Origin of the sequence: Streptomyces sp. NPDC005303 (assembly GCF_040607335.1) — a bacterium.
Lineage (GTDB): Bacteria > Actinomycetota > Actinomycetes > Streptomycetales > Streptomycetaceae > Streptomyces.
Genome location: NZ_JBEXGM010000033.1, coordinates 64,293 through 85,335 on the forward strand (window position 1 = coordinate 64,293; position 21,043 = coordinate 85,335).

The 21,043-nt window shown below is 71.9% G+C and carries 13 protein-coding genes; 8 read left to right on the forward strand and 5 right to left on the reverse strand.

The features are described from left to right. Positions 1–13: 13 nt before the first annotated feature. On the reverse strand, positions 14–1,540 hold the full coding sequence (locus ABZT93_RS33050; RefSeq protein ID WP_356111610.1) for an MFS transporter: 1,527 nt from the start codon (positions 1,538–1,540) through the stop codon (positions 14–16). A 62-nt stretch (positions 1,541–1,602) separates the two neighbouring features. Here ABZT93_RS33050 and ABZT93_RS33055 point away from each other — a divergent pair, with 62 nt between their 5' ends. Continuing rightward, entirely contained in the window at positions 1,603–2,574 is a 972-nt protein-coding gene (locus tag ABZT93_RS33055) for a YafY family protein (RefSeq protein ID WP_356111612.1), read from the forward strand. 444 nt (positions 2,575–3,018) lie between these two features. Here the strand turns inward: ABZT93_RS33055 and ABZT93_RS33060 are convergent, their stop codons facing one another. Continuing rightward, positions 3,019–4,017, reverse strand: coding sequence for a sigma-70 family RNA polymerase sigma factor (locus tag ABZT93_RS33060; protein WP_356111614.1), 999 nt, complete (start codon positions 4,015–4,017; stop codon positions 3,019–3,021). Between the two features lie 193 nt (positions 4,018–4,210). Here ABZT93_RS33060 and ABZT93_RS33065 point away from each other — a divergent pair, with 193 nt between their 5' ends. Beyond that, a complete protein-coding gene (locus ABZT93_RS33065; protein WP_356111616.1) occupies positions 4,211–4,741 on the forward strand; it encodes an N-acetyltransferase family protein in 531 nt (176 codons plus the stop codon). A 15-nt stretch (positions 4,742–4,756) separates the two neighbouring features. Here ABZT93_RS33065 and ABZT93_RS33070 read toward each other — a convergent pair whose 3' ends face one another. Further along, entirely contained in the window at positions 4,757–5,548 is a 792-nt protein-coding gene (locus ABZT93_RS33070) for a class III extradiol ring-cleavage dioxygenase (protein WP_356111618.1), read from the reverse strand. A 119-nt stretch (positions 5,549–5,667) separates the two neighbouring features. On the opposite strand from ABZT93_RS33070, the gene ABZT93_RS33075 reads away from it, so the two are divergent. Beyond that, positions 5,668–6,177: a MarR family transcriptional regulator gene (locus tag ABZT93_RS33075; RefSeq protein WP_356111620.1), complete on the forward strand. Its 510-nt coding sequence runs from the start codon at positions 5,668–5,670 to the stop codon at positions 6,175–6,177. A 106-nt stretch (positions 6,178–6,283) separates the two neighbouring features. Here the strand turns inward: ABZT93_RS33075 and ABZT93_RS33080 are convergent, their stop codons facing one another. Then, on the reverse strand, positions 6,284–7,825 hold the full coding sequence (locus ABZT93_RS33080) for an MFS transporter (protein WP_356111622.1): 1,542 nt from the start codon (positions 7,823–7,825) through the stop codon (positions 6,284–6,286). A gap of 135 nt (positions 7,826–7,960) precedes the next feature. Next, complete coding sequence (locus ABZT93_RS33085) at positions 7,961–8,599, reverse strand: TetR/AcrR family transcriptional regulator (protein WP_356111624.1); 639 nt, start codon at positions 8,597–8,599, stop codon at positions 7,961–7,963. 247 nt (positions 8,600–8,846) lie between these two features. Between ABZT93_RS33085 and ABZT93_RS33090 the strand changes: the two genes are divergently transcribed. From ABZT93_RS33090 to ABZT93_RS33110, 5 genes are all read left to right on the forward strand, one after another. After that, positions 8,847–10,124 carry a M6 family metalloprotease domain-containing protein gene (locus ABZT93_RS33090; RefSeq protein WP_356111626.1) on the forward strand — a complete coding sequence of 426 codons (1,278 nt, stop codon included), beginning with the start codon at positions 8,847–8,849 and terminating at the stop codon, positions 10,122–10,124. Positions 10,125–10,221: 97 nt separating this feature from the next. Then, positions 10,222–11,853: a helix-turn-helix domain-containing protein gene (locus ABZT93_RS33095; RefSeq protein WP_356111628.1), complete on the forward strand. Its 1,632-nt coding sequence runs from the start codon at positions 10,222–10,224 to the stop codon at positions 11,851–11,853. A gap of 151 nt (positions 11,854–12,004) precedes the next feature. Continuing rightward, positions 12,005–15,412 (forward strand): S8 family serine peptidase, encoded by a 3,408-nt coding sequence (locus ABZT93_RS33100; protein ID WP_356111630.1) that lies wholly within the window; start codon positions 12,005–12,007, stop codon positions 15,410–15,412. A gap of 100 nt (positions 15,413–15,512) precedes the next feature. Further along, entirely contained in the window at positions 15,513–19,406 is a 3,894-nt protein-coding gene (locus ABZT93_RS33105) for a helix-turn-helix domain-containing protein (RefSeq protein WP_356111632.1), read from the forward strand. 98 nt (positions 19,407–19,504) lie between these two features. Then, positions 19,505–20,944 carry a polysaccharide deacetylase family protein gene (locus ABZT93_RS33110; RefSeq protein WP_356111634.1) on the forward strand — a complete coding sequence of 480 codons (1,440 nt, stop codon included), beginning with the start codon at positions 19,505–19,507 and terminating at the stop codon, positions 20,942–20,944. Positions 20,945–21,043 lie beyond the last annotated feature (99 nt).

The following is a 21,043-nucleotide window of genomic DNA, read 5'->3' on the forward strand; positions in this document are numbered from 1 at the left end:
CACGACTCGGGTCTCAGGAGACGAGCTCGGGCTCCTTCTCCTCCACCACGGGAAGCTCGGTGGCCCCCTCCACATGCAGCGCGGGCCGCTTGGGCAGCGCGAACATCAGCAGGAAGATCACGACCATCACCGCCGCGACCCACCCGAGCGCGTGCTGGAAGGCGTCCACGAAGGCCGGGCCCAGCTGTTCCGGCCGCACGTCGTCGCCGACGACCCCGAAGAAGACCACCGAGACCAGCCCGAGTCCGAGCGCGTTGCCCATCTGCTGCACGGTGTTGATCAGCCCCGACGCCGAGCCGGCGTGCTCGCGCGGCACCTCCGACAGCACCGCGTCCGTGAGCGGCGCGACGATCAGGCCCATGCCGGCGCCCATCACGACCAGCGGCAACGCCATCTGCCACGAGCTGATCGACATGCCGTACCGCTCGGCCTCCCAGAGGTAGAGCAGCACCCCCACCACCATCAGCAGCGCGCCGGCCTGGAGCACCCCGCGGCCGAACCGCGGCACGAGCTTCTGCACCGAGAGCCCGGCGGCCGTGGACACGGCGAGCGAGAACGGCACCCCGGTCAGCCCCGCGCGCAGCGGGCTCCAGCCCAGCCCGGTCTGCATGTACAGCGTCCACACCAGGAAGAAGATGCCGAGGCCGACCCCGAACACGGTCTGCACCGCGATCCCGGCCGCGAAGCTCTTCACCTTGAACAGCGACAGCTCCACCAGCGGCGACCCGTCCCGCTCGCCCTTGCGCTTCTCGTAGGCCACCAGTGCCGCGAACACGAGGGGCGCACCCGCCATCGACACGTACCCCCACAGCGGCCAGTCCAGCTCCTCGCCGCGGGTCAGCGGGTAGAGCAGCATCAGCAGCCCGAGCACGACCACGGCCACGCCCACCAGGTCCAGCTTCAGCGCCCGCGGCGCCTTGGACTCGGTGATGAAACGGCTTCCGAGCACGAGCCCCATGATCCCGACCGGCAGGTTGATGAGGAAGATCGGCCGCCACTCCAGCCCGAAGAGGTTCCACTCGGTCAGCAGCGCCCCGAGCAGCGGACCGGAGACGGCCCCCAGTCCGACGACCGCGCCGAACAGCCCGAACACCTTGCCCCGCTCGTGCGCCGGGAAGGTCGCGTGCACGATCGACAGGACCTGCGGCACCATCATCGCCGCCATGCCGCCCTGCAGGATCCGGGCCGCGACCAGCATGTCCGGGTTCGCGGCGAAGCCGCACAGCGCCGACGCGAGCGTGAACCCGCCGATGCCGACGAGGAACAGCCGCTTGCGCCCGTGGATGTCACCGAGCCGCCCTCCGGTGATCAGCCCCGCGGCGAAGGCGAGGGCGTAACCGGCGGTGATCCACTGGATGTGGCTGACGGAGGCACCGGAGTCCTGCCGGATGGACGGTATGGCGATGTTGACGATCGTGACGTCGACGAGGTCCATGAAGGCCGCGGTCATCACGATGGCGAGGGCGAACCAGCGACGCCGGTCACCCGCGGCGGGCTGTGCGTCGAGGGGACCCGAAAGGGTGGTCTCGGTGGAGGTCATACCAAGAAGCTACGGGCCCATTAGGTCAGATCGTGTCCTACTCATACGGCATTCTCGAACTCATGACGACGGACACCCCGGCACGGCTCCTGACGCTCCTCTCCCTCCTCCAGACGCCCCGCGAATGGCCCGGCGGCGAGCTCTCCGACCGGCTCGGGGTCTCCCGCCGCACGGTCCGGCGGGACATCGACCGCCTCCGCGAGCTGGGCTACCCGGTCCAGGCGACCAAGGGCTCCGACGGGGGCTACCGGCTCGTCGCGGGCAAGGCCATGCCCCCGTTGGTCCTCGACGACGAGGAGGCGGTGGCCATCGCGGTCGGGCTGCGGGCCGGGGCGGGGCACGCGGTCGAGGGGGTGGACGAGGCGTCCGTACGGGCGCTGGCGAAACTGGAACAGGTCCTGCCCTCCCGGCTCCGGCACCGGGTGTCCACCCTCCAGGCGGCGACGACTCCGCTCACCAGCGGGGACGGGGCGAGCATCCCGACCGAGACCCTGACCGTGATGGCGTCCACGGTGGCCGGACACGAACGGCTCCGGTTCGCCTACCGCGCGAAGGACGGCGCCGAGTCCCGACGGGTCGTGGAGCCGTACCGTCTGGTCTCCACCGGGCGGCGCTGGTACCTCGTCGCCTACGACCTCGACCGCGGCGACTGGCGGACCTTCCGGGTCGACCGGGTGGACGACCCCTTCGCCACGGGGGCGCGGTTCGCACCGCGGGAGTTGCCGACGGGGAGTGCGGCGGAGTATCTGCGGCAGTCGATGTACCGCCGCCAGGAGACGTACGAGCTGGTCGTGACGTTCGAGGCGGATGTGTCGGTGGTGGGGGCGCGGGTGCCGGGATGGATGGGGGTGCCGGAGCCCCTGGGCGCGGGACGGTGCCGGTTGCGGGCGCCGGTGGGGGACTCGGTGGAGTGGATGGCGGTGCGGTTGGCGATGACAGGGGTGGAGTTCCGGGTGCAGGAGCCGCCGGAACTCGTTGACACGGTGCGGGAGTTGGGGACACGACTGGTACGGGCGGCGGGGGAAGTCGCCTGAGGGGGTGGGAAGTTCGGAAGTCGGGCGACCGCGGGGAACTGCGCAGAACGCCCGCCCCCACCGCACGTGCACCCGCCCAGGAACCCCCCGTTCAACCGCCGGAGGCATCCGCGGCGATGTGACAGAATCTCCCCTTCGGTGGGTCACCCCGTGGTTCAGGTACGGGGTGACCCACCGTTCGGGTTTGCGGGGTCGCGAAAAAGAGCCGGACCCCGGCGCCCGGGGGGAGGGGCGCCGAGGTCCGGCTCGGGGAGAGTCCCGGCGCCGGGGGGGGGTTGCGTCGGGACTTGGTTCAGGAGGGTCCGGCGGGTCCGAAAGCATGACCTCCGGGACTCGAACATGTGGACCCTGAAGTCTTGTGCCCAGGGTCCGGCAGGTTAAGCGGCCTAGTACAGCCATGTTTACGCGGTCTTTCGCCACCCGGCGTACGCGGGTCCGCCCCGCCTACGCCGCCGCGTCGAACCCGGTGGACCGCGCCAGCTTCTTCAGCTCCAGCAGGGCGTGCTTCTCGATCTGCCGGATCCGCTCGCGGGTGAGCCCGTGCTCCTTGCCGACCTCGGTCAGCGTGCGCTCGCGCCCGTCCTCGATGCCGTACCGCATCTTGATGATGGACGCGGTGCGCTGGTCGAGGCGGCCGATGAGGTCGTCCAGTTCCTCGCTGCGCAGCAGCGTCAGCACCGACTGCTCCGGCGAGACCGCCGACGTGTCCTCCAGGAGGTCGCCGAACTGGGTGTCGCCGTCGTCGTCCACCGACATGTTCAGCGAGACCGGGTCGCGGGCCCAGTCCAGGACGTCGATCACGCGCTCGGGGTTGGAGCCGAGCTCGGCGGCGATCTCGGCGGGCTCCGGGTCGCGGCCGTGCTCGCGGTTGAACTCGCGCTGCACTCGGCGGATGCGGCCCAGCTCCTCCACGAGGTGGACGGGCAGCCGGATGGTGCGGGACTGGTCGGCGATGGAGCGCGTGATGGCCTGACGGATCCACCAGGTCGCGTACGTCGAGAACTTGAAGCCCTTGCGGTAGTCGAACTTCTCGACCGCGCGCACCAGGCCGGCGTTGCCCTCCTGGATCAGGTCGAGGAGGGGCAGGCCGCTGCGGGGGTAGCGGCGGGCCACGGCGACGACCAGGCGGAGGTTGGAGCGGATGAACACGTCCTTGGCGCGCTCACTCTCCTCCACCAACGCCTCAAGCTCCTCGCGGGTGGCGTCCGCCTTGGCCTCCTCGAACCCGTCGAGGACCTGTCGGGCGAACACACCCGCCTCGATGATCTGGGACAGCTCGACTTCCTTGGCGGCGTCGAGCAGCGGCGTACGCGCGATCTCGTCGAGGTACATGCCGACCAGGTCGCGGTCGGCGATCTCGCCGCCATGGACGCGAACACTGCGTGCCGCGTCGGTAGACCCGCCGGTGGCGGACTTACGACGGGCGACGGCACGGGTTGCCATGCGTGCTCCCTTGCGATGTTGGGTCAGCGGGTGGTCCTACGGACGCTGGGTCCCGGCTCCGGTTGCTTTCCGGACTCTCCTCGGGTGCCCTGCATCCGATGGAAACAACGACTGGAAACCGGACAGAATTCCCAAGCCGTGCCGCTATTTTTCTGATCTTGCAGTACCCTGTCCGGCCACGCGAGGAGACGCGATGTCATCGGAACGTACAGAGGTGCAGGTCAGGCCGGGAGTCGAAAGCGACCTCGGGGCCCTCACCGACCTCTACAACCACTACGTCCGTGAGACGCCGATCACATTCGACACCGCCGTCTTCACCCCGGAAGAGCGCCGCCCTTGGCTGCTCTCCCACCCTGAAGACGGCCCGTACCGTCTGATGGTTGCCACCGACACGGACCCGCCAGGAACCTCACAGCGGATCCTCGGGTACGCCACATCCAGCCCCTTTCGCGCGAAGCCCGCGTACGCGACCTCCGTGGAGGTCACCGTCTACCTCGCCCCGGACGCGGGTGGCCGGGGCGTCGGCACACTCCTCTACAAGGCTCTCTTCGAGGCGCTGGCGGGCGAGGACCTGCATCGCGCCTACGCGGGCATCGCACAGCCCAACGAAGCGTCCACGCGGCTGCATGAACGCTTCGGGTTCCGGTACGTCGGCACCTACCGGGAGGTGGGCCGGAAGTTCGGCCGCTACTGGGACGTGGCCTGGTACGAGAAGGACCTGTAGGCCTCACGGAAAGGCTCAGCCGAACTGGACCGACCGCTTGGCCATCCCCAACCAGAACCCGTCGATGACGGACTTCTGCGTGTCCAGCTCACCGCTCACGTCCGCCGCGCCCATGGTGACGAAGAGAGGCGCGAAGTGCTCGGTGCGGGGGTGGGCGTAGCGCCCGGCCGGGGCCTTGTGGAGGAAGTCCAGCAGGGAGTCCACGTCCCGGGCCTCCAGGGCCCGCCGGCCCCAGTCGTCGAACTCGGAGGACCAGGTGGGCACTCCGGAGCCGGTGTGGCGCAGGGCCGCGAGATTGTGGGTGAAGAAGCCGGAGCCGACGATCAGGACGCCCTCGTCGCGCAGGGGGGCCAGCTTGCGGCCGATGTCCATCAGCTTGACGGGGTCGAGGGTCGGCATGGAGATCTGCAGGACGGGGATGTCGGCCTCGGGGAACATCTCGACGAGGGGGACGTACGCCCCGTGGTCGAGTCCGCGGTCCGGGATGTCCTGCACGGGGATGCCGGGGGCACGCAGCAACTTGCGTACGGACTCGGCGAGTTCGGGCGCGCCGGGGGCACCGTACGTCACCTTGTAGTAGTGCTCGGGGAAGCCCCAGAAGTCGTAGACGAGCGGGACGGTCCGTACCGCGCCGAGGGCGAGGGGGGCCTCCTCCCAGTGGGCGGAGACCATGAGGATCGCCTTGGGGCGGGGCAGGTCCGCGGACCAGGCGGCGAGCTCACCGGGCCAGATCGGGTCGTCGGCGAGCGGCGGGGCGCCGTGACTCAGATAGAGGGCGGGCATGCGCTCCAGCGTGTCGGCGGACATGGTGGGGACTCCTCCGGTACTTCCGATGCACTGAGTGCTTCAAATTTAAAGCTTCTTATGACATGACTGTACGCCTCATTTGTTTAAGCTTCAAGGAGAAAGCTCGTAGAGTGGGAGACATGAACACGGCACCCGCCCCCGACGAGGAGCCCCAGTGGCTCGACGACGAAGAGCAGCGCACCTGGCGCTCGTACGTGCACGCCACGACTCTTCTTGAGGACCACCTCGACCGCCAGCTCCAGCGGGACGCCGGCATGCCGCACATCTACTACGGGCTGCTCGTCGGCCTCGCCGATGCCCCGCAGCGGCGGCTGCGGATGACCGAGCTGGCCATGAAGGCGAAGATCACCCGGTCCCGGCTCTCGCACGCGATCGCCCGTCTGGAGCGCAACGGCTGGGTGCGCCGGGAGGACTGCCCCGACGACAAGCGCGGCCAGTTCGCGGTGCTCACGGAGCCGGGCCTGGAGATGCTGCGGGGCGCCGCGCCGGGCCATGTGCGGGCCGTACGCAACGCCGTCTTCGACCGGCTCACCCCGGAACAGCAGAAATCCCTCGGCGAGATCATGCAGATCATCGCCGAGGGGCTCCAGCCGAACGAGGCGGGCGCGGATCTGCCCTGGCTCCGCTGAGCCGCTCACTCAGCGGGACCAGGGCAGTTCCTGGGGTCGTACGTACGGGGCGTCCCCTTCCCCGTACGTACGTGATTCTCGAAGGGGTACTACCGACCGGTCGCCGTCAGTGAGCGACGACCGGGATCGCCAGCTCCTCCTCGGCACCCTCTCCGGAGCCGGTCACGGCGGTCGTGTCCGGGCGGCCGGCGTTGACGAGGGTCACGACGATCGCGGCGGCGAGCACCAGCATGCCGACGGCGAACCAGATCGCGTTGGTGTAGCCGTGCACCTGGCCCTCCAGCGCCACGAGCTGCGCCTGCGACTTGGAGGTCGCGGAGCCGATGTGGTCGGCGATGTAGGAGGTCGTGGCCGACGCGGCGATCGTGTTCAGCAGGGCCGTACCGATCGCGCCGCCCACCTGCTGCGAGGTGTTGACCATCGCGGAGGCGACACCGGCGTCACGGGGCTCGACGCCCAGGGTGGCCAGGGACATGGCGGGCATGAACGCCGTACCCATGCCGAGGCCGAGCAGCAGCATCGCGGGCAGGATCGTCGAGGCGTACGACGAGCCGATCTCCAGCTGCGTCATCAGCAGCATGCCGACCGCGGCGACCAGGAAGCCGGGGCCCATCAGCAGACGGGCCGGCAGGCGGGTCATCAGACGGGTGCCGATCTGGGTGGAGCCGACCATCATGCCGACGATCATCGGCATGAAGGCGAAGCCGGTCTTGATCGGCGTGTAGCCCTTCACGATCTGCAGGTAGTAGGTGAGGAACAGGAAGGTGCCGAACATCGCGATGATCGCGATGCCGAGGGAGAGGTAGATCCCGCCGCGGTTGCGGTCGGTGATCACGCGCAGGGGCAGCAGCGGGGCCTTGACCCTGGCCTCGGTGATGACGAAGGAGATGAGCAGGACCGCGGAGGCGACGAACATGCCGACGGTCACGGAGTCGCCCCAGCCGTCGGACTCGGCGCGGGTGAAGCCGTAGACCAGCGCGACCAGGCCCAGGGTGGACAGCAGGACGCCGGGGATGTCGAGCGGGTTGCGGTTGCGGCCGCCCTCGGGCTCACGGATGACGAAGTACGCGCCGAGCGCGGCGACGATCGCGAACGGGATGTTCACGAAGAACGTCCAGCGCCAGTCCATGTACTCGGTCAGCACACCGCCGAGGATGAAGCCCACGGCGCCGCCGCCACCGGCGATCGCGCCGTAGATACCGAAGGCCTTGGCACGCTCCTTGGCGTCCGTGAACATCACGGCGAGCAGGGAGAGCGCGGCGGGCGCGAGCAGCGCGCCGAAGACGCCCTGGAGGGCACGGGCGCCGAACATCATGGCGCCGCTGGTGGCCGCGCCGCCCAGTGCGGAGGCCAGCGCGAAGCCGATCAGGCCGACCACGAAGGCGTTCTTTCGGCCCCACAGGTCGGCTATGCGGCCGCCGAAGAGCAGAAGTCCGCCGAAGGCGAGCGCGTAGGCCGTGACGACCCACTGGCGGTTGCCGTCGGAGATGCCCAGGTCGGTCTGGGCTGACGGCAGGGCGATGTTCACGATGGTCGCGTCGAGAACGACCATCAGCTGGGCGAGCGCGATGAAGACGAGTGCTTTCCAGCGGTTGGCGTCACCGGACCCGGCCGGTGCGCCGGGAGCCTTTGCGGCTGTTTCAGACATGGGGGTACCCACTTCGGGACTTCGGAACGGAAAAAGGATGTCTTAAGGGGACGGTCCGTCTTCGGTGACGGCCGGTCGAAAGTCGTTGTAGAGACAGTGCTCGCGCTCTGAACTAATCGGTTCTCGTCGGTCGGATCAGGCCTGGCGGAGGTCCTCCATGCTCAGCGCCGCGCCCGGCAGTTCGGAGCGGGCCGGGGCCCGCAGTCCGTCCAGGAACAGCTGAAGGGTGCGGTGCACGAACCCGTCGAGGGTGAGGCAGCCGGTACCGGCCGGGGGCCGGGACAGCTGGGCCACGGCGACCATCAGGTCACCGACGCTCACGTCCGCGCGGAGCTGACCGGCCGCCCTGGCCCGGTCCATGAGCTGCTCGACGAGCTGCTCGATGCGTTGACGTGCTGCCACCAGGTCGGGGTGGTGCTGGTCGAAGGTGCCCTGGACCATCGGGCACAGTGCCGTGATCCGCTCGTCGGCGGAGGCGTGCACGAAGCGCTCCAGGGCATCGAAGGCGTCCCCGGTCTGCGCGAGTGCGAGCTCGGCCGCCTCGGACGTCCGGTCCATGACGGAGCAGACGACCTCACGGACGAGCGCGTCGCGGTCGGGGAAGTTGCGGTACACCGTGGCGTTGCCGACGCCGGCCCGGCGCGCGATCTCGTCGAGCGGCACATCGGGGCCGAACTCGGTGAACATCTCGCTGGCGGCGGTGACGATCCGCTCGCGGTTGCGCAGGGCGTCGGCGCGGGGCGCTTTGCGCTGCACGGTGAGAGCGGTCTGCACGGTGTGCTCCTCTGCTGGCGGGTGATCCGGGGACTCGGTCCCCGTTTCGCTCGGACACAGGTCTAAACGGGGAGACGCTCCCCGGTTATTTCAGGTTGAGGAGAAATCCTGTTGTGACCTGAGTCACAGGTTCTGCGATACCCACGTTCGGTCTCCTCCAGCGGGCGTGCACCCCTCCACCGGCCCAGGGTGATCGAAGAGGTGCAGCCCTCCGACCAGCGGCTGCCGTGCTCCGAAGGGTGCTCGCATGCCGTGGAACAGACGTCGCATACGCCCGCGCCGCCTCGCTGCGCTCGCGTCCGTGACCGTACTGACCCTCGCAGTCAGCACCTCGGCCGGCACCGAGCGCCTCGTCCCCGAGGCCACGACCGCCGGCCCGGTCGCCCTGAACCGCTCCGAAAGCCACGGCGCCTGTCTGATCAGCGGCGGGCCGGCCGTCCAGATGTCCGAGGGTCTGCCCACACCCGGCGGCTACTCCCGCTCCACCGGCACCGTCCGCGCCCTCACCCTGATGATCGACTTCTCCGACGTGCCCGGCTCCGGCACCGCCCTGGACCGCTTCCGCGAGTTCTTCCCGCAGACCCAGGAATGGTTCCGCACCAGTTCCTACGGCCGTCTCGACTACCACCCCGAGGCCCCGATCACCGACTGGCTGCGCATGCCGAAGTCCTTCCGGGCCTACGGCATAGAGCGCGGCGCCCCCTTCGACCCCGGCTACCGCCGACTCATCCAGGACATCGTGACCGCCGCCGACCCCAGGGTGGACTTCCGGTCGTACGACTTCCTGAACGTCCTGGTGACCCCGAACGCGGGTCCCTCCGCCCTGGACACGGTCCTGTCGGTGACCTTCGCCGGCAACTCCGACGCCCCGGTCGCCGACGGCGTCCCCGTCGCCAACGCCTCCTTCGTGTACTCCCGTCAGGACGACGGCTCCGGTTCCTACCCGCAGACCGGCTACCGGGTCCTGCCCCACGAGAACGGCCATGTCTTCGGGCTGCCCGACCTCTACACCCAGGACGGCGGGGGCGCGGCCGGCCACTGGGACATCATGAGCGAGGACTGGGGCGCCAACAACGACCTCCTCGGCTGGCACAAGTGGAAGCTCGGCTGGCTGGACGCGACCCAGGTCCACTGTGTGACGGCGCCCGGGACCTCGGAGTACTCGCTGACCCCACTGGCCCGGTCCGGCCCCGGCACCAAGCTCCTCTTCGTCCCCTTCGGCCGCCGCACCGGCTACGCGGTCGAGCTGCGCACCCGCGGGGGCAACGACGAGACGGTGTGCCGGCCGGGCGTCCTCATCTACAAGGTCGACGCGGACGTGGACACCGGGCGGGGGCCGGTGCGCGTGTACGACTCGCGGCGGAACAGCGGAGGCTGCACCCGCAGCCCCAACGTCCACGCGGAACTCTCGGACGCGCCGTTCGCACCCGGGGAGGAGTTCCGGGACCCGGCCAAGGGGATCCGGGTGCGGGTGCTGGGGGTGGACGGGGACGGGGACTACCGGGTGTCGGTGACGCGGGGGTAGGGGCGGAGCGGAAGCGCCGGGTCGGACGACCGTGGGCGTGCCGCGAGCGCCGTTCGGATTACCGTAGGCCTGCCGCGACCGCCGTACCGGAGAGCCGATGCCCGCTGAGACCACCACTTCCCCGCCGGTGCCGGTGCCGGGGCCGGAGTCTGCCGTGCCGGCCGAGGCGGTCGCGCCGCTGATCCGGGGGGTCAGGGTGCTGCGGGAGCTGACCGAGGCGGGCGGGACGCTGAGCCTGAGCGGCCTGGAGCGGGCGACGGGCCTGGCGCGTTCCACGGTCGACCGCATCACCTCCACGCTGGCCCGCATGGGATACGTCCGTCTGGACGGCCGGGACGCGGTGACGACCCCCCGGCTCATGGAACTCGGCAACGCCTATCTCGCCGCCCTGCGCCTGCCCGCCCTGCTCTCCCCGCGGGCCGACGCCCTCGCCGACGAGCTGGACGAGTCGGTGTCGCTGGCGGTCGCGGACCGCGACGGCATCCGCTTCATCCACCAGGCCACCCGCCGCCGCGCGATGTCCCTCAGCTTCCGCATCGGGGACCTGCTCCCGGCCGAACGCACCGCGCCGGGGCCCCTGTTCGCGTCCGAGTGGACGGACGACGACTGGCGGACCTGGCGCGAACGCCGGACGGCGGACCCGGCGAACCGGGGCTTCCCGGCCGTACCCCCTCGGGAACTCCCGCTCCTGGACGAGGAGTTCGAGGCTGCGGCGGCACAGGCGGGCCGCAACGGCTGGGCGCTGGACGACCAGTTGATCGAACCGGGACTGGTGGCGGTCTCCGTCCCGGTACGGGACCCGCGCACCGCCCGGATCGCCTGCGTGGCGAACGTCGTGAGCCACACCAGCCGCCACTCGGCGGCGGACCTGCGCGAGACCCTGCTGCCGCGACTGCGGGCGACGGTGGCCGAGATGGAACGCGAGCTGGCGTCCGCCCCGGAGCCGGACCCGGGGCCGCCCCCCACGGACCTCGCCTCCTGGATCGGCACGTCCAAGACCGAACTGGGCCGCGACTTCGTCGAGTCCCTGGCCCGGGGTCTCACCGTGCTGACGGCGTTCGGGGAGGGCCGGGCCGCGCTGACCCTGACGGACGTGGCGCGGGCGACGGGCCTCGCCCGGGCGACGGCCCGCCGGGCCCTGATCACCTACGAACACCTGGGCCTGGTCCGCCAGCAGCCGGAGTCCCGGACCTTCACCCTGACCCCGAGGGTGCTGTCCCTGGGCTTCCCGCCCCTGTCCCGCACCTCCCTCCCCCGCATCGCCACCCCGCACCTGACGGACCTGTCGGCGCGGGTGGGCGAGTCGACGGCACTGGCGGTCCTGGTGTCCTCGGGACCGACCGCGGAGATCCAGTACACGGCACGGGCGATGTCCCCGCGGATCATGAGCGTGGACATCAGGGTGGGCACCCGGCTGCCGGCCGCGGCGACCTCCCTGGGCCGGGTCCTGCTGTCGGACACGGAGGACTCCGCCGCCTTCGCCCACGTCCGCACCCAGGGCTACGCCCTGCTGGACGAGGCCTGGGAAGACGGCCTCCGCACCATCGCCGTCCCCCTGCGCGACCGTACGGGCCGGGCGGTCGCCGCCGTGAACGTGGCCCTGCACGCGGCGGGCCGCACCCCCGAGGAGTGCGTCGACGAACTCCTCCCCGAACTGCGCCTGACGGCGAGCCGCATCGAGACGGAACTCCGGGCGGCGGGCCACTTCACGAAGGTCGCGCTTCTCTGACCCCGTCGGCGTTCCTTCCCGTTTTTCAGTGCCCGTGACGGGCTACTGACCAATTCCCCGCGGCCCGAGACTCGGTTCCGGCCGTCGGCATTCCCCCTCGTCGACGTGCCCAGGAACCATCCACCGACCCACGGGGAAGCGAGACCTCACCTTGCTGAACAAGCACAGCCGGACCGGCAGAAGTGCCGCGTACGGGATACCGGCGCTGCTGGCGGTCGCCGGGCTCACCGCCACCGCCGCCGTCACCCCCGCCGCGGCCGACGCGTCCGCCGCGGCACCGGGCACCGCGCTCCGGGCCACCGCCCATGTGACGCTGCTGACCGGTGACACCGTCGGCGTCGACAGCCGGGGCCACCTCGCCGGCGTCCGACCGGGCAAGGGCCGCGGCGGCATCGGCTACTCGGTGCGGAGCTTCGGCGGCCACACCTACGTCATCCCCCGGGACGCGGTCCGGCTGCTGGCCCGCGGGAAGCTGGACCGCCGTCTCTTCGACGTCACGGAACTGGTCGAGGACAAGTACGACGACGCCCATCGCAAGCGGCTGCCGCTGATCGTCGCCTACAGGGGCAGCGCCGGGACCCGGGCCGCCGCCCGGAGCACCCTCGCGGCCGACACCGACTCGGTGCTGGACCTGCCCGCCGTCCACGGTGAGGCGGTCACCGCCGACAAGCCGGACACCGCGAAGGTGTGGCAGGCCCTGACCGAGCCCGCGGACCGGGGCAGCGTGACGACCGCACCCGGCATCGACCGCGTCTGGCTGGACGGGCGCGTCCGTACGACCGCGGAGACCGCAGCCGGTGCCCCCGCCGCCGATGCCCCCGACCCCAAGGGCGGGGTCACGCAGATCGGCGCCCCCTCCGCCTGGAAGGCCGGTTACGACGGCAAGGGCGTGAAGGTCGCCGTCCTGGACACCGGTGTCGACGCCACCCACCCGGACCTCAAGGGCCGGATCCTCAAGGCGAAGGACTTCTCCGGATCCGGCTCCACCGACGACAAGGTGGGGCACGGCACCCATGTCGCCTCCACCGTCGTCGGCTCGGGAGCGGAGAGCGACGGCAAGTACGAGGGGGTGGCGCCGGGCGCGCGACTCCTCGTCGGCAAGGTCCTCGACGACACCGGCGCCGGAGCGGACTCGGCGATCATCGCCGGGATGCAGTGGGCCGTGGCACAGGGCGCCAAGGTCGTCAGCATGAGCCTGGGCTCCACCGACGCCACCGGGACGGACCCGATGGAGAAGGCCGTGAACGACCTGTCGGCCTCCTCGCACGCCCTGTTCGTGATCGCCGCGGGCAACGAGGGACCGTCCGACACGACCGTCGACTCCCCGGGCTCGGCCGCCTCCGCGCTGACCGTCGCCGCGGTGGACGGCGACGACCGGCTCGCCTCCTTCTCCAGCCGCGGCCCGACCGCGGACGGCGCCCTGAAGCCGGACATCGCCGCACCCGGCGTCGACACCGTCGCCGCGGAGGCCGTCCACGGCACCCTCGGCGAGGAGGTCGCACCCGGGTACGTGACGATGTCGGGCACCTCCATGGCCACCCCGCACACCGCGGGCGCCGCCGCCATCCTCGCCCAGGAACACCCCGACTGGACCGGTGACCGCATCAAGGCCGCGCTGACGGCCTCCGCGAAGCCGCTGACCGGCACCACCGCCCACGAGACCGGCGCGGGCCGCGTCGACCTGACCCGGGCGACCGGCACCGAGGTCACCACCGAGCCGTCCTCCGTCGATTTCGGCACAGCCGCCTGGCCGCACAGCGACGACAAGCCGGTGAGCCGCACGCTCACCTACCGCAACGCGGGCACCGAGCCCGTCACCCTGGACCTGACCACCGCCGCCACCGGCCCCGGCGGCACGAGCGCGCCCACCGGCATGTTCACCGTCTCCCCGGCCCGGCTCACCGTCCCGGCCGGCGGCACCGCACAGGCCACGGCCACCGCCGACCCCCGCCTCGGCAGCGCCGACGGTGCCTACTCGGGCGCGGTCACCACGAGCGGCGGCGGGCAGAGCACGCGCACCGCACTGGGCGTGGTCCGGGCGGGAGAGTCGTACAAGCTGAAGCTGACGGTCACCCGGCGCGACGGCAAGCGCGACGACGTCCCCGATGTCACGGTGGCGAACCTGGACACCGGCAGGCAGTACACGCCCTTCGACGACGGCAAGAACCACCCCGACGGCACGGCCACCGTGCGGTTGCCCGAGGGTCACTACGTGATCGACGCCCAGAGCATCGACGACACGGGACGCGAGGCCGTGATGGTGGCGCCGCGCCTGGTGCTCGACCACGACACCTCGCTCGCCCTCGACGGGCGCAGGACAAAGCCGGTGAAGGTCACCGCCCCCGACCGTGGGGCGAAGCTGCGCGACGCGCAGGTCCTCTTCGCGGCCCGTGGCGCCAAGTCCGCCTACGACTACGCCGGCGGAACCACCGTCGACAGCACCACCTACCTCGGCCAGATCGGCTCCGGTGCGCCGGCCGCCTCCTTCGTCGCCCAGCTCGGCGGGATCTGGCAGCGCACCGCCACCTCACCGGCGTACGACCTGGTCAGCACCCGCAAGGGCGGCTACTTCAACGGACTGACCCGCACGTTCGCCTCCACGCAGGGCATGGCCAAGGTGACCGCCTCGGTCGCCACCGCCCTGTCCCGGGCCGAGACCGCTCCCCAGACGGACTGGTCCTACGCGGGCTGGCCGCAGCTCGGCCGGGCGTCCCTCGGGGTGACGGGCGAGCTGCGTGCGGCGCCGACCGCGTCGCTCGTGCAGTACCTCAGCGCCGACCGCGGACTGAGCTGGTACCTGGGCGCCCGGGTCGTCAACGGCATGCACAACGAGGACGCGGTCTCCGCGCTCACCGCCCGCCGCTTCGCACCCAACCGCGCCTACCGGGTCACGTTCAACGGCGGTGTCGGCGGACCGGCCGTCGGGGCGGGCATCGGCGGCACGCGGACCGGCGGCTACTACAACGTGTGTGTGCCGATGTTCGCGGACGGCGCGGGGAACTTCGGCTACTTCCCCAGGACCACGATCACCACCAGGCTGACCACCGGCTCCCGGGTCGTCGGCTCCTTCACCGAGGACACCTGCCCGCAGGTCTACGGCCGGCTCCTCGCCCAGAAGACCCGCTACCGGCTGTCCGTCAGCGCCGACCGCGGCTCGGACGTCAAGGTCAGCGACCGGGTCGACGCGGTGTGGACCTTCGTCTCCGGTGACGCGGGCGACAGCACGGCCGTCGCGTTCCCGCTCTCCGTGGTCCGTTTCCACCCGAAGCTGAGCCTGACCGACACCGCGAAGGCGGGCGCCCGCCTCACCGTGCCGCTGTCCCTCCAGGGCCCGGCCGCGGCCAAGGGGCACCTGAAGTCGCTGACCGTGAGCGTGTCGTACGACGGAGGCCGCACCTGGAGGCCGGCGGCCGTGCACCAGGACCGCACCGGCAAGCGGTACCTGACCCTCACCCACCCGAAGAAGGCCGGCACGGTCACGCTCCGCTCGTCCCTGACCGACACGGACGGCAACACCTACACCGGCACCATCCACAACGCCTACCGCACGGTGCGCTGACCTCGCTGTCCGACAAATGGGCCGGAATTGCCTCGGAGAGGAGGAGAAACGTACCTTGGGCGCCCGTTCGATGGTCGGTGAGGCTCGAGAGGTACGCCCGGTGGGACGACGCGAGAAGCCGGTGGACCCCGATGCCGGACCCGTGCAGCGGCTGGCGTACGACCTGCGCCTGCTGCGCGAGAAGGCGGGGAAGCCGCCGTACCGGGAGATGGCCGAGAAGGCGGGCTACTCGACAACGGCGCTCTCCCAGGCGGCGGCCGGCGACCAGCTGCCCTCGCTCGCGGTCGTCCGGGCCTATGCCGAGGTGCTCGGCGCGGACCCGGAGGAGTGGGAGGGGCGCTGGCGCGAGGCGGACGCGGAGGTCCGGGTGCCGTCCGCCGGGGAGCGGGCGCCCTACCGGGGCCTGGCGCGGTTCGAGCCCGGCGACAGCGACCTCTTCTTCGGCCGGGACAAGCAGGTCGGCGAGCTGCTGGAGCTGGTGCGCGCGCACCGGTTCGCGGCCGTGTTCGGCGCGTCCGGCAGCGGCAAGTCGTCGTTGCTGCGGGCGGGGCTGATCCCGGCGCTGCGGACGGCGGAAGGGGGCGAACGCCCGGCGGTGATCCGTGTCCTCACCCCGGGCGACCGGCCCGCGCACACCCACCAGAACGCGCTCACGCCGCTGGACGGCGAGCTGGACACCTGGGTGGTCGTCGACCAGTTCGAGGAGTTGTTCACCCTCTGCCACGACCGCGAGGAACGCGACCGCTTCCTCGACCTGCTGCTGCGCGCCCGCGACGAGTCGAGCCGGCTGCGCGTGGCCATCGCCGTCCGCGGTGACTTCTACGGCCACTGCGCCGGCCATCCCGGGCTCGCCGAGGCGGTCAGCCGGGCGAACCTGCTGGTCGGGCCGATGAGCCGGGACGAGTTGCGGGAGGCGATCACCGGTCCCGCGAGCGCCGAGGGGCTGAACGTGGAGCGGGTGCTGACCGCCCGGGTCATCGACGAGGTCGCCGAGCAGCCGGGCGCCCTGCCGATGCTCTCGCACGCCCTCCTCGAGACCTGGCGCCGGCGCCGCGGCCGGACCCTCACCCTGGCCGGATACGAGGAGACGGGCGGGGTGCGCGGAGCGATCGCCGCGAGCGCCGAACAGGTCTACGGCGATCTCGCCCCGGAGCAGGCCCGTACCGCCCGTCGCATCCTGCTGAGGCTGATCGCCCCCGGCGACGGCGCCGCCGACACCCGCCGCCCCGCGTCCCGGGCCGAACTCGGACCCGGCGCGGAGGACGTCCTGGAACGCCTCGCCGCCGCCCGCCTGGTCGCCCTGGACGGCGACACCGTCGAACTGGCCCACGAGGTCCTGATCACCGGCTGGCCCCGGCTGGCGGAGTGGATCGAGGCCGACCGGGAGCGGCTGCGCGCGCAGCGACAGCTCGGGGAGTCGGCCCGCGCCTGGGAGGAACTGAACCGGGACGCGGGCGCGCTGTACCGGGGGACGCGGCTGGCGCGGGCGGAGGAGCTGTTCGGCGGCGAGACCCCGTCCGTACGGCACCCGCACGACTCTGAACGGCGGCCTCACGACTCTGAACGGCAGCCTCACGACTCTGTAAGCCACCCGCACGACTCTGTGCGGCACCCGCACGACTCTGTGCGGCACCCTCACTACGACGATCTCGCCCCGCTGGAGCGTTCCTTCCTCGCCGCCTCCCTCGCCGGCCGGGACGCCGAGCAGATGGCCGGGGTGCGGGCCGCTCGGCGTACCCGGAATCTCAGCGTGGGGCTCGCGGTGTTCCTCCTACTGGCGCTGGCCGCGGGGCTGCTGGCCTGGCAGCGGAACCAGGTGAGTGAGGAGGAGGCGGCGAAGGCCGCCGCCCGGCGCCTGGCCACGGTGTCCGAGAGCCTGCGGTCCAGTGACCCCCGTACGGCCGCCCTGCTCTCCGTCGCCGCGTGGCGCCTGGCCCCGCTGACGGAGTCCCGCTCGGCCCTGCTGGAGTCCCTGTCCCGGCCGGAGCGGGACGCCTACACCGATCCCCGGACCGGCGAGAACACCCGCCGTTTCCTCACCGGCCAGGGCCGCACCCTCGTCACCGTCACGGGCCCCCGGGTCACCGTGCGGAACATGGCCGACCACCGGGTCACCGCCACGTACCACCTGCCCAGCGCCTCGGAGGCCTCGCAGATGGGCCCGGACGCCCGCTTCCTCGTCCTCACCGGCGAGGGCGGCGACACCCTGTGGGACTTCACCGCCGGTGAGTCCGCCGCCGACCTGGCCGAGACGAGCTACTGGGGGGCGGCGGCCGACGGCAGCGCCTATGTCACCGGGCCCTCGGACGGACCGGGCCCGGTACGGGTGCGCCGGACCGGCGACGGCAAGGTCCTGTTCACCAAGGACATGTCGGGCGGCCCGACCGACGTCTCGGTCGGTCCGGGCGGCCGCCTCCTCGCCCTGTGCACGGCCGGAGGCGCACCTCAGGTGTGGGACACCGTCCACGGCAGACGGCTGCCGGGCGCCTGGGAGAAGGCGGACGGCACGGTGTGCGGCACCGGTTCGGGCGCGGACGACGGCTCCCGGCTGCTGCGGCTGAGCGCGGACGGCCGGCGCCTGGCCTCCGTCCACGGCACCACGGCGACCGTCTGGGACGTCTCGGCCGGACGGACCCTTGCCGACTTCACCAGCGGCGACGCCACCGGCTTCAGCGACGCCGCGCTCTCCCCGGACGGGGAGTTCCTGGCCACGGCGGACGGCCAGGAGGTCGCCGTATGGCAGATGGCGAACGGCGGCGGACTGGTCTTCCGTACGCCGACGGCCGGGGCCGAGGTGCGGGAGCTGACCTGGGACCCCGACCGGCGCAGCAGGACCCTGCGCTATCTGGACGGCGCCACCGTCCACACGGACAACCTGAGCGACCGTCTGAACACCCCCTGGCGGAGCACCCCGACGGACGCGACCGCGCTCAGCCCGGACGGCACGGTCCTGGCCACGGTCACCGATGCCGGCTCCGGGTCCGGCTCCGGATCCGGGTCCGGCTCCGGATCCGGTAAGGCCTTCCGTCTCGACCTGCGCGCCACCCGCGGTGGGGCGGCCCTCGCGCACGCCACGCTCGGTCCGCTGCCCGGCGGCGATGGCGACGGTGACGGTGGCGGGATCCCGAAGCTCGCCTTCACCCCGGACGGCAAGGCTCTCGCCGTCGCCGACACGGTGTCCGCACACGGCTCCCTGCGGCAGCGCTTCACCGTCTGGGACGTCGGCGCCCACCGCGTCCGTACGACGTTCGAGACGTCCGGCGCGGCCGACCGTGCCGTCTCCGGGATCGCCCTCGGCCCCGGCGGCCGGACCCTGCTGGCCGTGCGCGACGCGAACGGCGGCGGCACGGTCGAGATGTGGGACACCGCCACCCACCGCCGTACGGCCGGTCCCAAGGGCGTCCTGTATCCGGGCACGCTCGCCCTGCGGCCCGACGGCGGACTGCTCGCCGGCTCCTCCGACCAGTACGCCGAGCTGCCCTCCGGCCGGGTCACCGGGCGCCCCCTGGCCGACGGCCGGCAGGTCACCGCGCTGGCCTTCAGCCCCGACGGCACCCGGCTCGCCGTCGGCGACAGCACCGGGCACGTCACCCTGTGGGACGGCGAGCTGCGCAACCGCCTCGGCATCCTGACCGGCACCTCCGACACCGCCGCCCAGGGCGACGCCGAGGCGGTGAACGTGCTCACCTTCTCCGCCGACGGCGCCACCCTGGCGGTCGGCGGAGCGAACGGCACCCTGCGGCTGTGGGACACCGCCGGGCAGCAGCAGCTCGGCACCGACCTGCCGACCGCGGGCGACGAGATCGACGCCCTCGCCTTCACCCGCGACGACTCGGTCCTCTACGCGAGCGGCCCGAACGTGCTGCTCCAACGGCACCCCGTGGCCCCGGCCGACGTCGTCCGCGTCCTGTGCGAGCGGTTCGACGGCGGCCTCACCGAGGCGCAGTGGCGAACCTATGTGTCCGACGCGCCGTATCGGCGCGTGTGCCCCTGAGGTTTTTTGTTCAGGGGGACGTCGACGGTCGCTGAAAAAAGCCCCTGACCTGCACGATCGGGTTTCGGAAAACCCCTTCGACCCCAGGTTGCGGCCCCATGCGCACTCATCGTCTCCTCCCCTCCCTCCTGCTCCTCGGCTCGCTCGCCCTGGCGACGGCCTGCTCGTCCGGATCCCCCGGAACGGCGAGCGGGACCGCCACCGCTCGGCCCGGAGCGTCCGCCGCCCCCTCCCCCACGCGGACCGTCGACCCCGCGAGGATCAAGGGTCTGCAGATCGTCAGCGACAACAGCGAGTCCACCTCGTGCGCCTGGGCGACCAGCTACCCGGACGTGCCCGGCGCGACCGCGATGACGGCCGAGATGAAGAAGGACGTCCAGTGGCGCCTGGCGGCCTTCCGCGCGTCGTGCGAGGACGGTTCCGCGTCCGACGACGGCGGCGAGCTCAACATCAGCCACCAGTTCCTGGTCGCCTCCGGGGACGTCCTCGGCGTCCGCCTCACCACCCTCGGCGGTAGCGGGGCGGGCAGCGGACTGGGCCGGCGCACCTACTGGTACGACGGCGGGGCGGGCAGGTCCCGCACCGCGCTGGACCTCGTCGACAGCGGCTCCCGGGAGGCCTTCCTCGCCGCGTTGAGGAGCGGGCTCGAAGGCCGCGAAGGCACCGACCCGGACACCCTGGACCAGGCGTTCGGCGACCGGTCGGCCCTGACCGGCGAGCTCGACGACATGGCCTTCACCGCGACCGGCGGACTGCGGGTGACCTTCGACCCCGGCGCGGTCGGGGCCGGGGCCGCCGGGTCCTACGTCGTGACCCTGCCCAAGGCCACGGTCACGCCCTGGCTGTCCGCCTTCGGCAAGCGCGTCCAGGAGCAGAGCGTCAGCCCGTCCGGCTCGCTCGACCTCGGCGCGACCGCCACTCCCACGCCGGCGGTCCCCACGCACACCGCCTCCGGCGACGACGACACCGACTGCGAGCAGGTCAAGTGCGTCGCCCTGACCTTCGACGACGGCCCGTCGGCCACGTACACCGCGACCCTCCTCACCCATCTCGCCCAGTACGACGCCCGGGCCACCTTCTTCACGGTCGGCCAGAACGTCGTCGCCCACCCCGCCCTGGTGCGCGCCGAGGTCCGCGCGGGCAACGAGGTCGGCAACCACTCGTACAGTCACCCCGACCTCACCAAGCTCACCGCCGAGGAGGTCGCCTACCAGCTGAACCGCACGAGCGCCGCGATCAAGGCGGCCACCGGCCAGGCGCCCACCCTGTTCCGCCCGCCCTACGGCGCCGTCAACAGCACCGTCCGCCAGGCCACCCGGCTCTCGGCGGTGCTGTGGACCCTGGACACCGAGGACTGGAAGTACCCCGACGCCGCAAGGGTCGCCCAGTCGGTCATCTCCAAGGTGAAGCGCAACGACGTCGTCCTCCTGCACGACATCCACCCCACGTCCGTCGCCGCCGTACCGCAGATCCTGCGCACCCTCTCCGCCCAGGGCTACCACTTCGTCACGGTCAGCCATCTGCGGGCGACGATGTGACGCACGGCGACCGGGGCCGCGGGCTTGATTCGCACGGCACCGAGCCGATCCTGTGGACGTGTCACCGGCCGGACCAACCGCAAGTGGACGATCACCTGG

Bases quoted from the DNA above. Each gene is read 5' to 3' on its own strand.
- ABZT93_RS33095 (WP_356111628.1), top strand. From the start codon at position 10,222: ATGCCCGCTGAGACCACCACTTCCCCGCCGGTGCCGGTGCCGGGGCCG.
- ABZT93_RS33065 (WP_356111616.1), top strand. From the start codon at position 4,211: ATGTCATCGGAACGTACAGAGGTGCAGGTCAGGCCGGGAGTCGAAAGC.
- ABZT93_RS33070 (WP_356111618.1), bottom strand. From the start codon at position 5,548: ATGTCCGCCGACACGCTGGAGCGCATGCCCGCCCTCTATCTGAGTCAC.
- ABZT93_RS33050 (WP_356111610.1), bottom strand. From the start codon at position 1,540: ATGACCTCCACCGAGACCACCCTTTCGGGTCCCCTCGACGCACAGCCC.
- ABZT93_RS33080 (WP_356111622.1), bottom strand. From the start codon at position 7,825: ATGTCTGAAACAGCCGCAAAGGCTCCCGGCGCACCGGCCGGGTCCGGT.
- ABZT93_RS33060 (WP_356111614.1), bottom strand. From the start codon at position 4,017: ATGGCAACCCGTGCCGTCGCCCGTCGTAAGTCCGCCACCGGCGGGTCT.
- ABZT93_RS33075 (WP_356111620.1), top strand. From the start codon at position 5,668: ATGAACACGGCACCCGCCCCCGACGAGGAGCCCCAGTGGCTCGACGAC.
- ABZT93_RS33110 (WP_356111634.1), top strand. From the start codon at position 19,505: ATGCGCACTCATCGTCTCCTCCCCTCCCTCCTGCTCCTCGGCTCGCTC.
- ABZT93_RS33090 (WP_356111626.1), top strand. From the start codon at position 8,847: ATGCCGTGGAACAGACGTCGCATACGCCCGCGCCGCCTCGCTGCGCTC.
- ABZT93_RS33055 (WP_356111612.1), top strand. From the start codon at position 1,603: ATGACGACGGACACCCCGGCACGGCTCCTGACGCTCCTCTCCCTCCTC.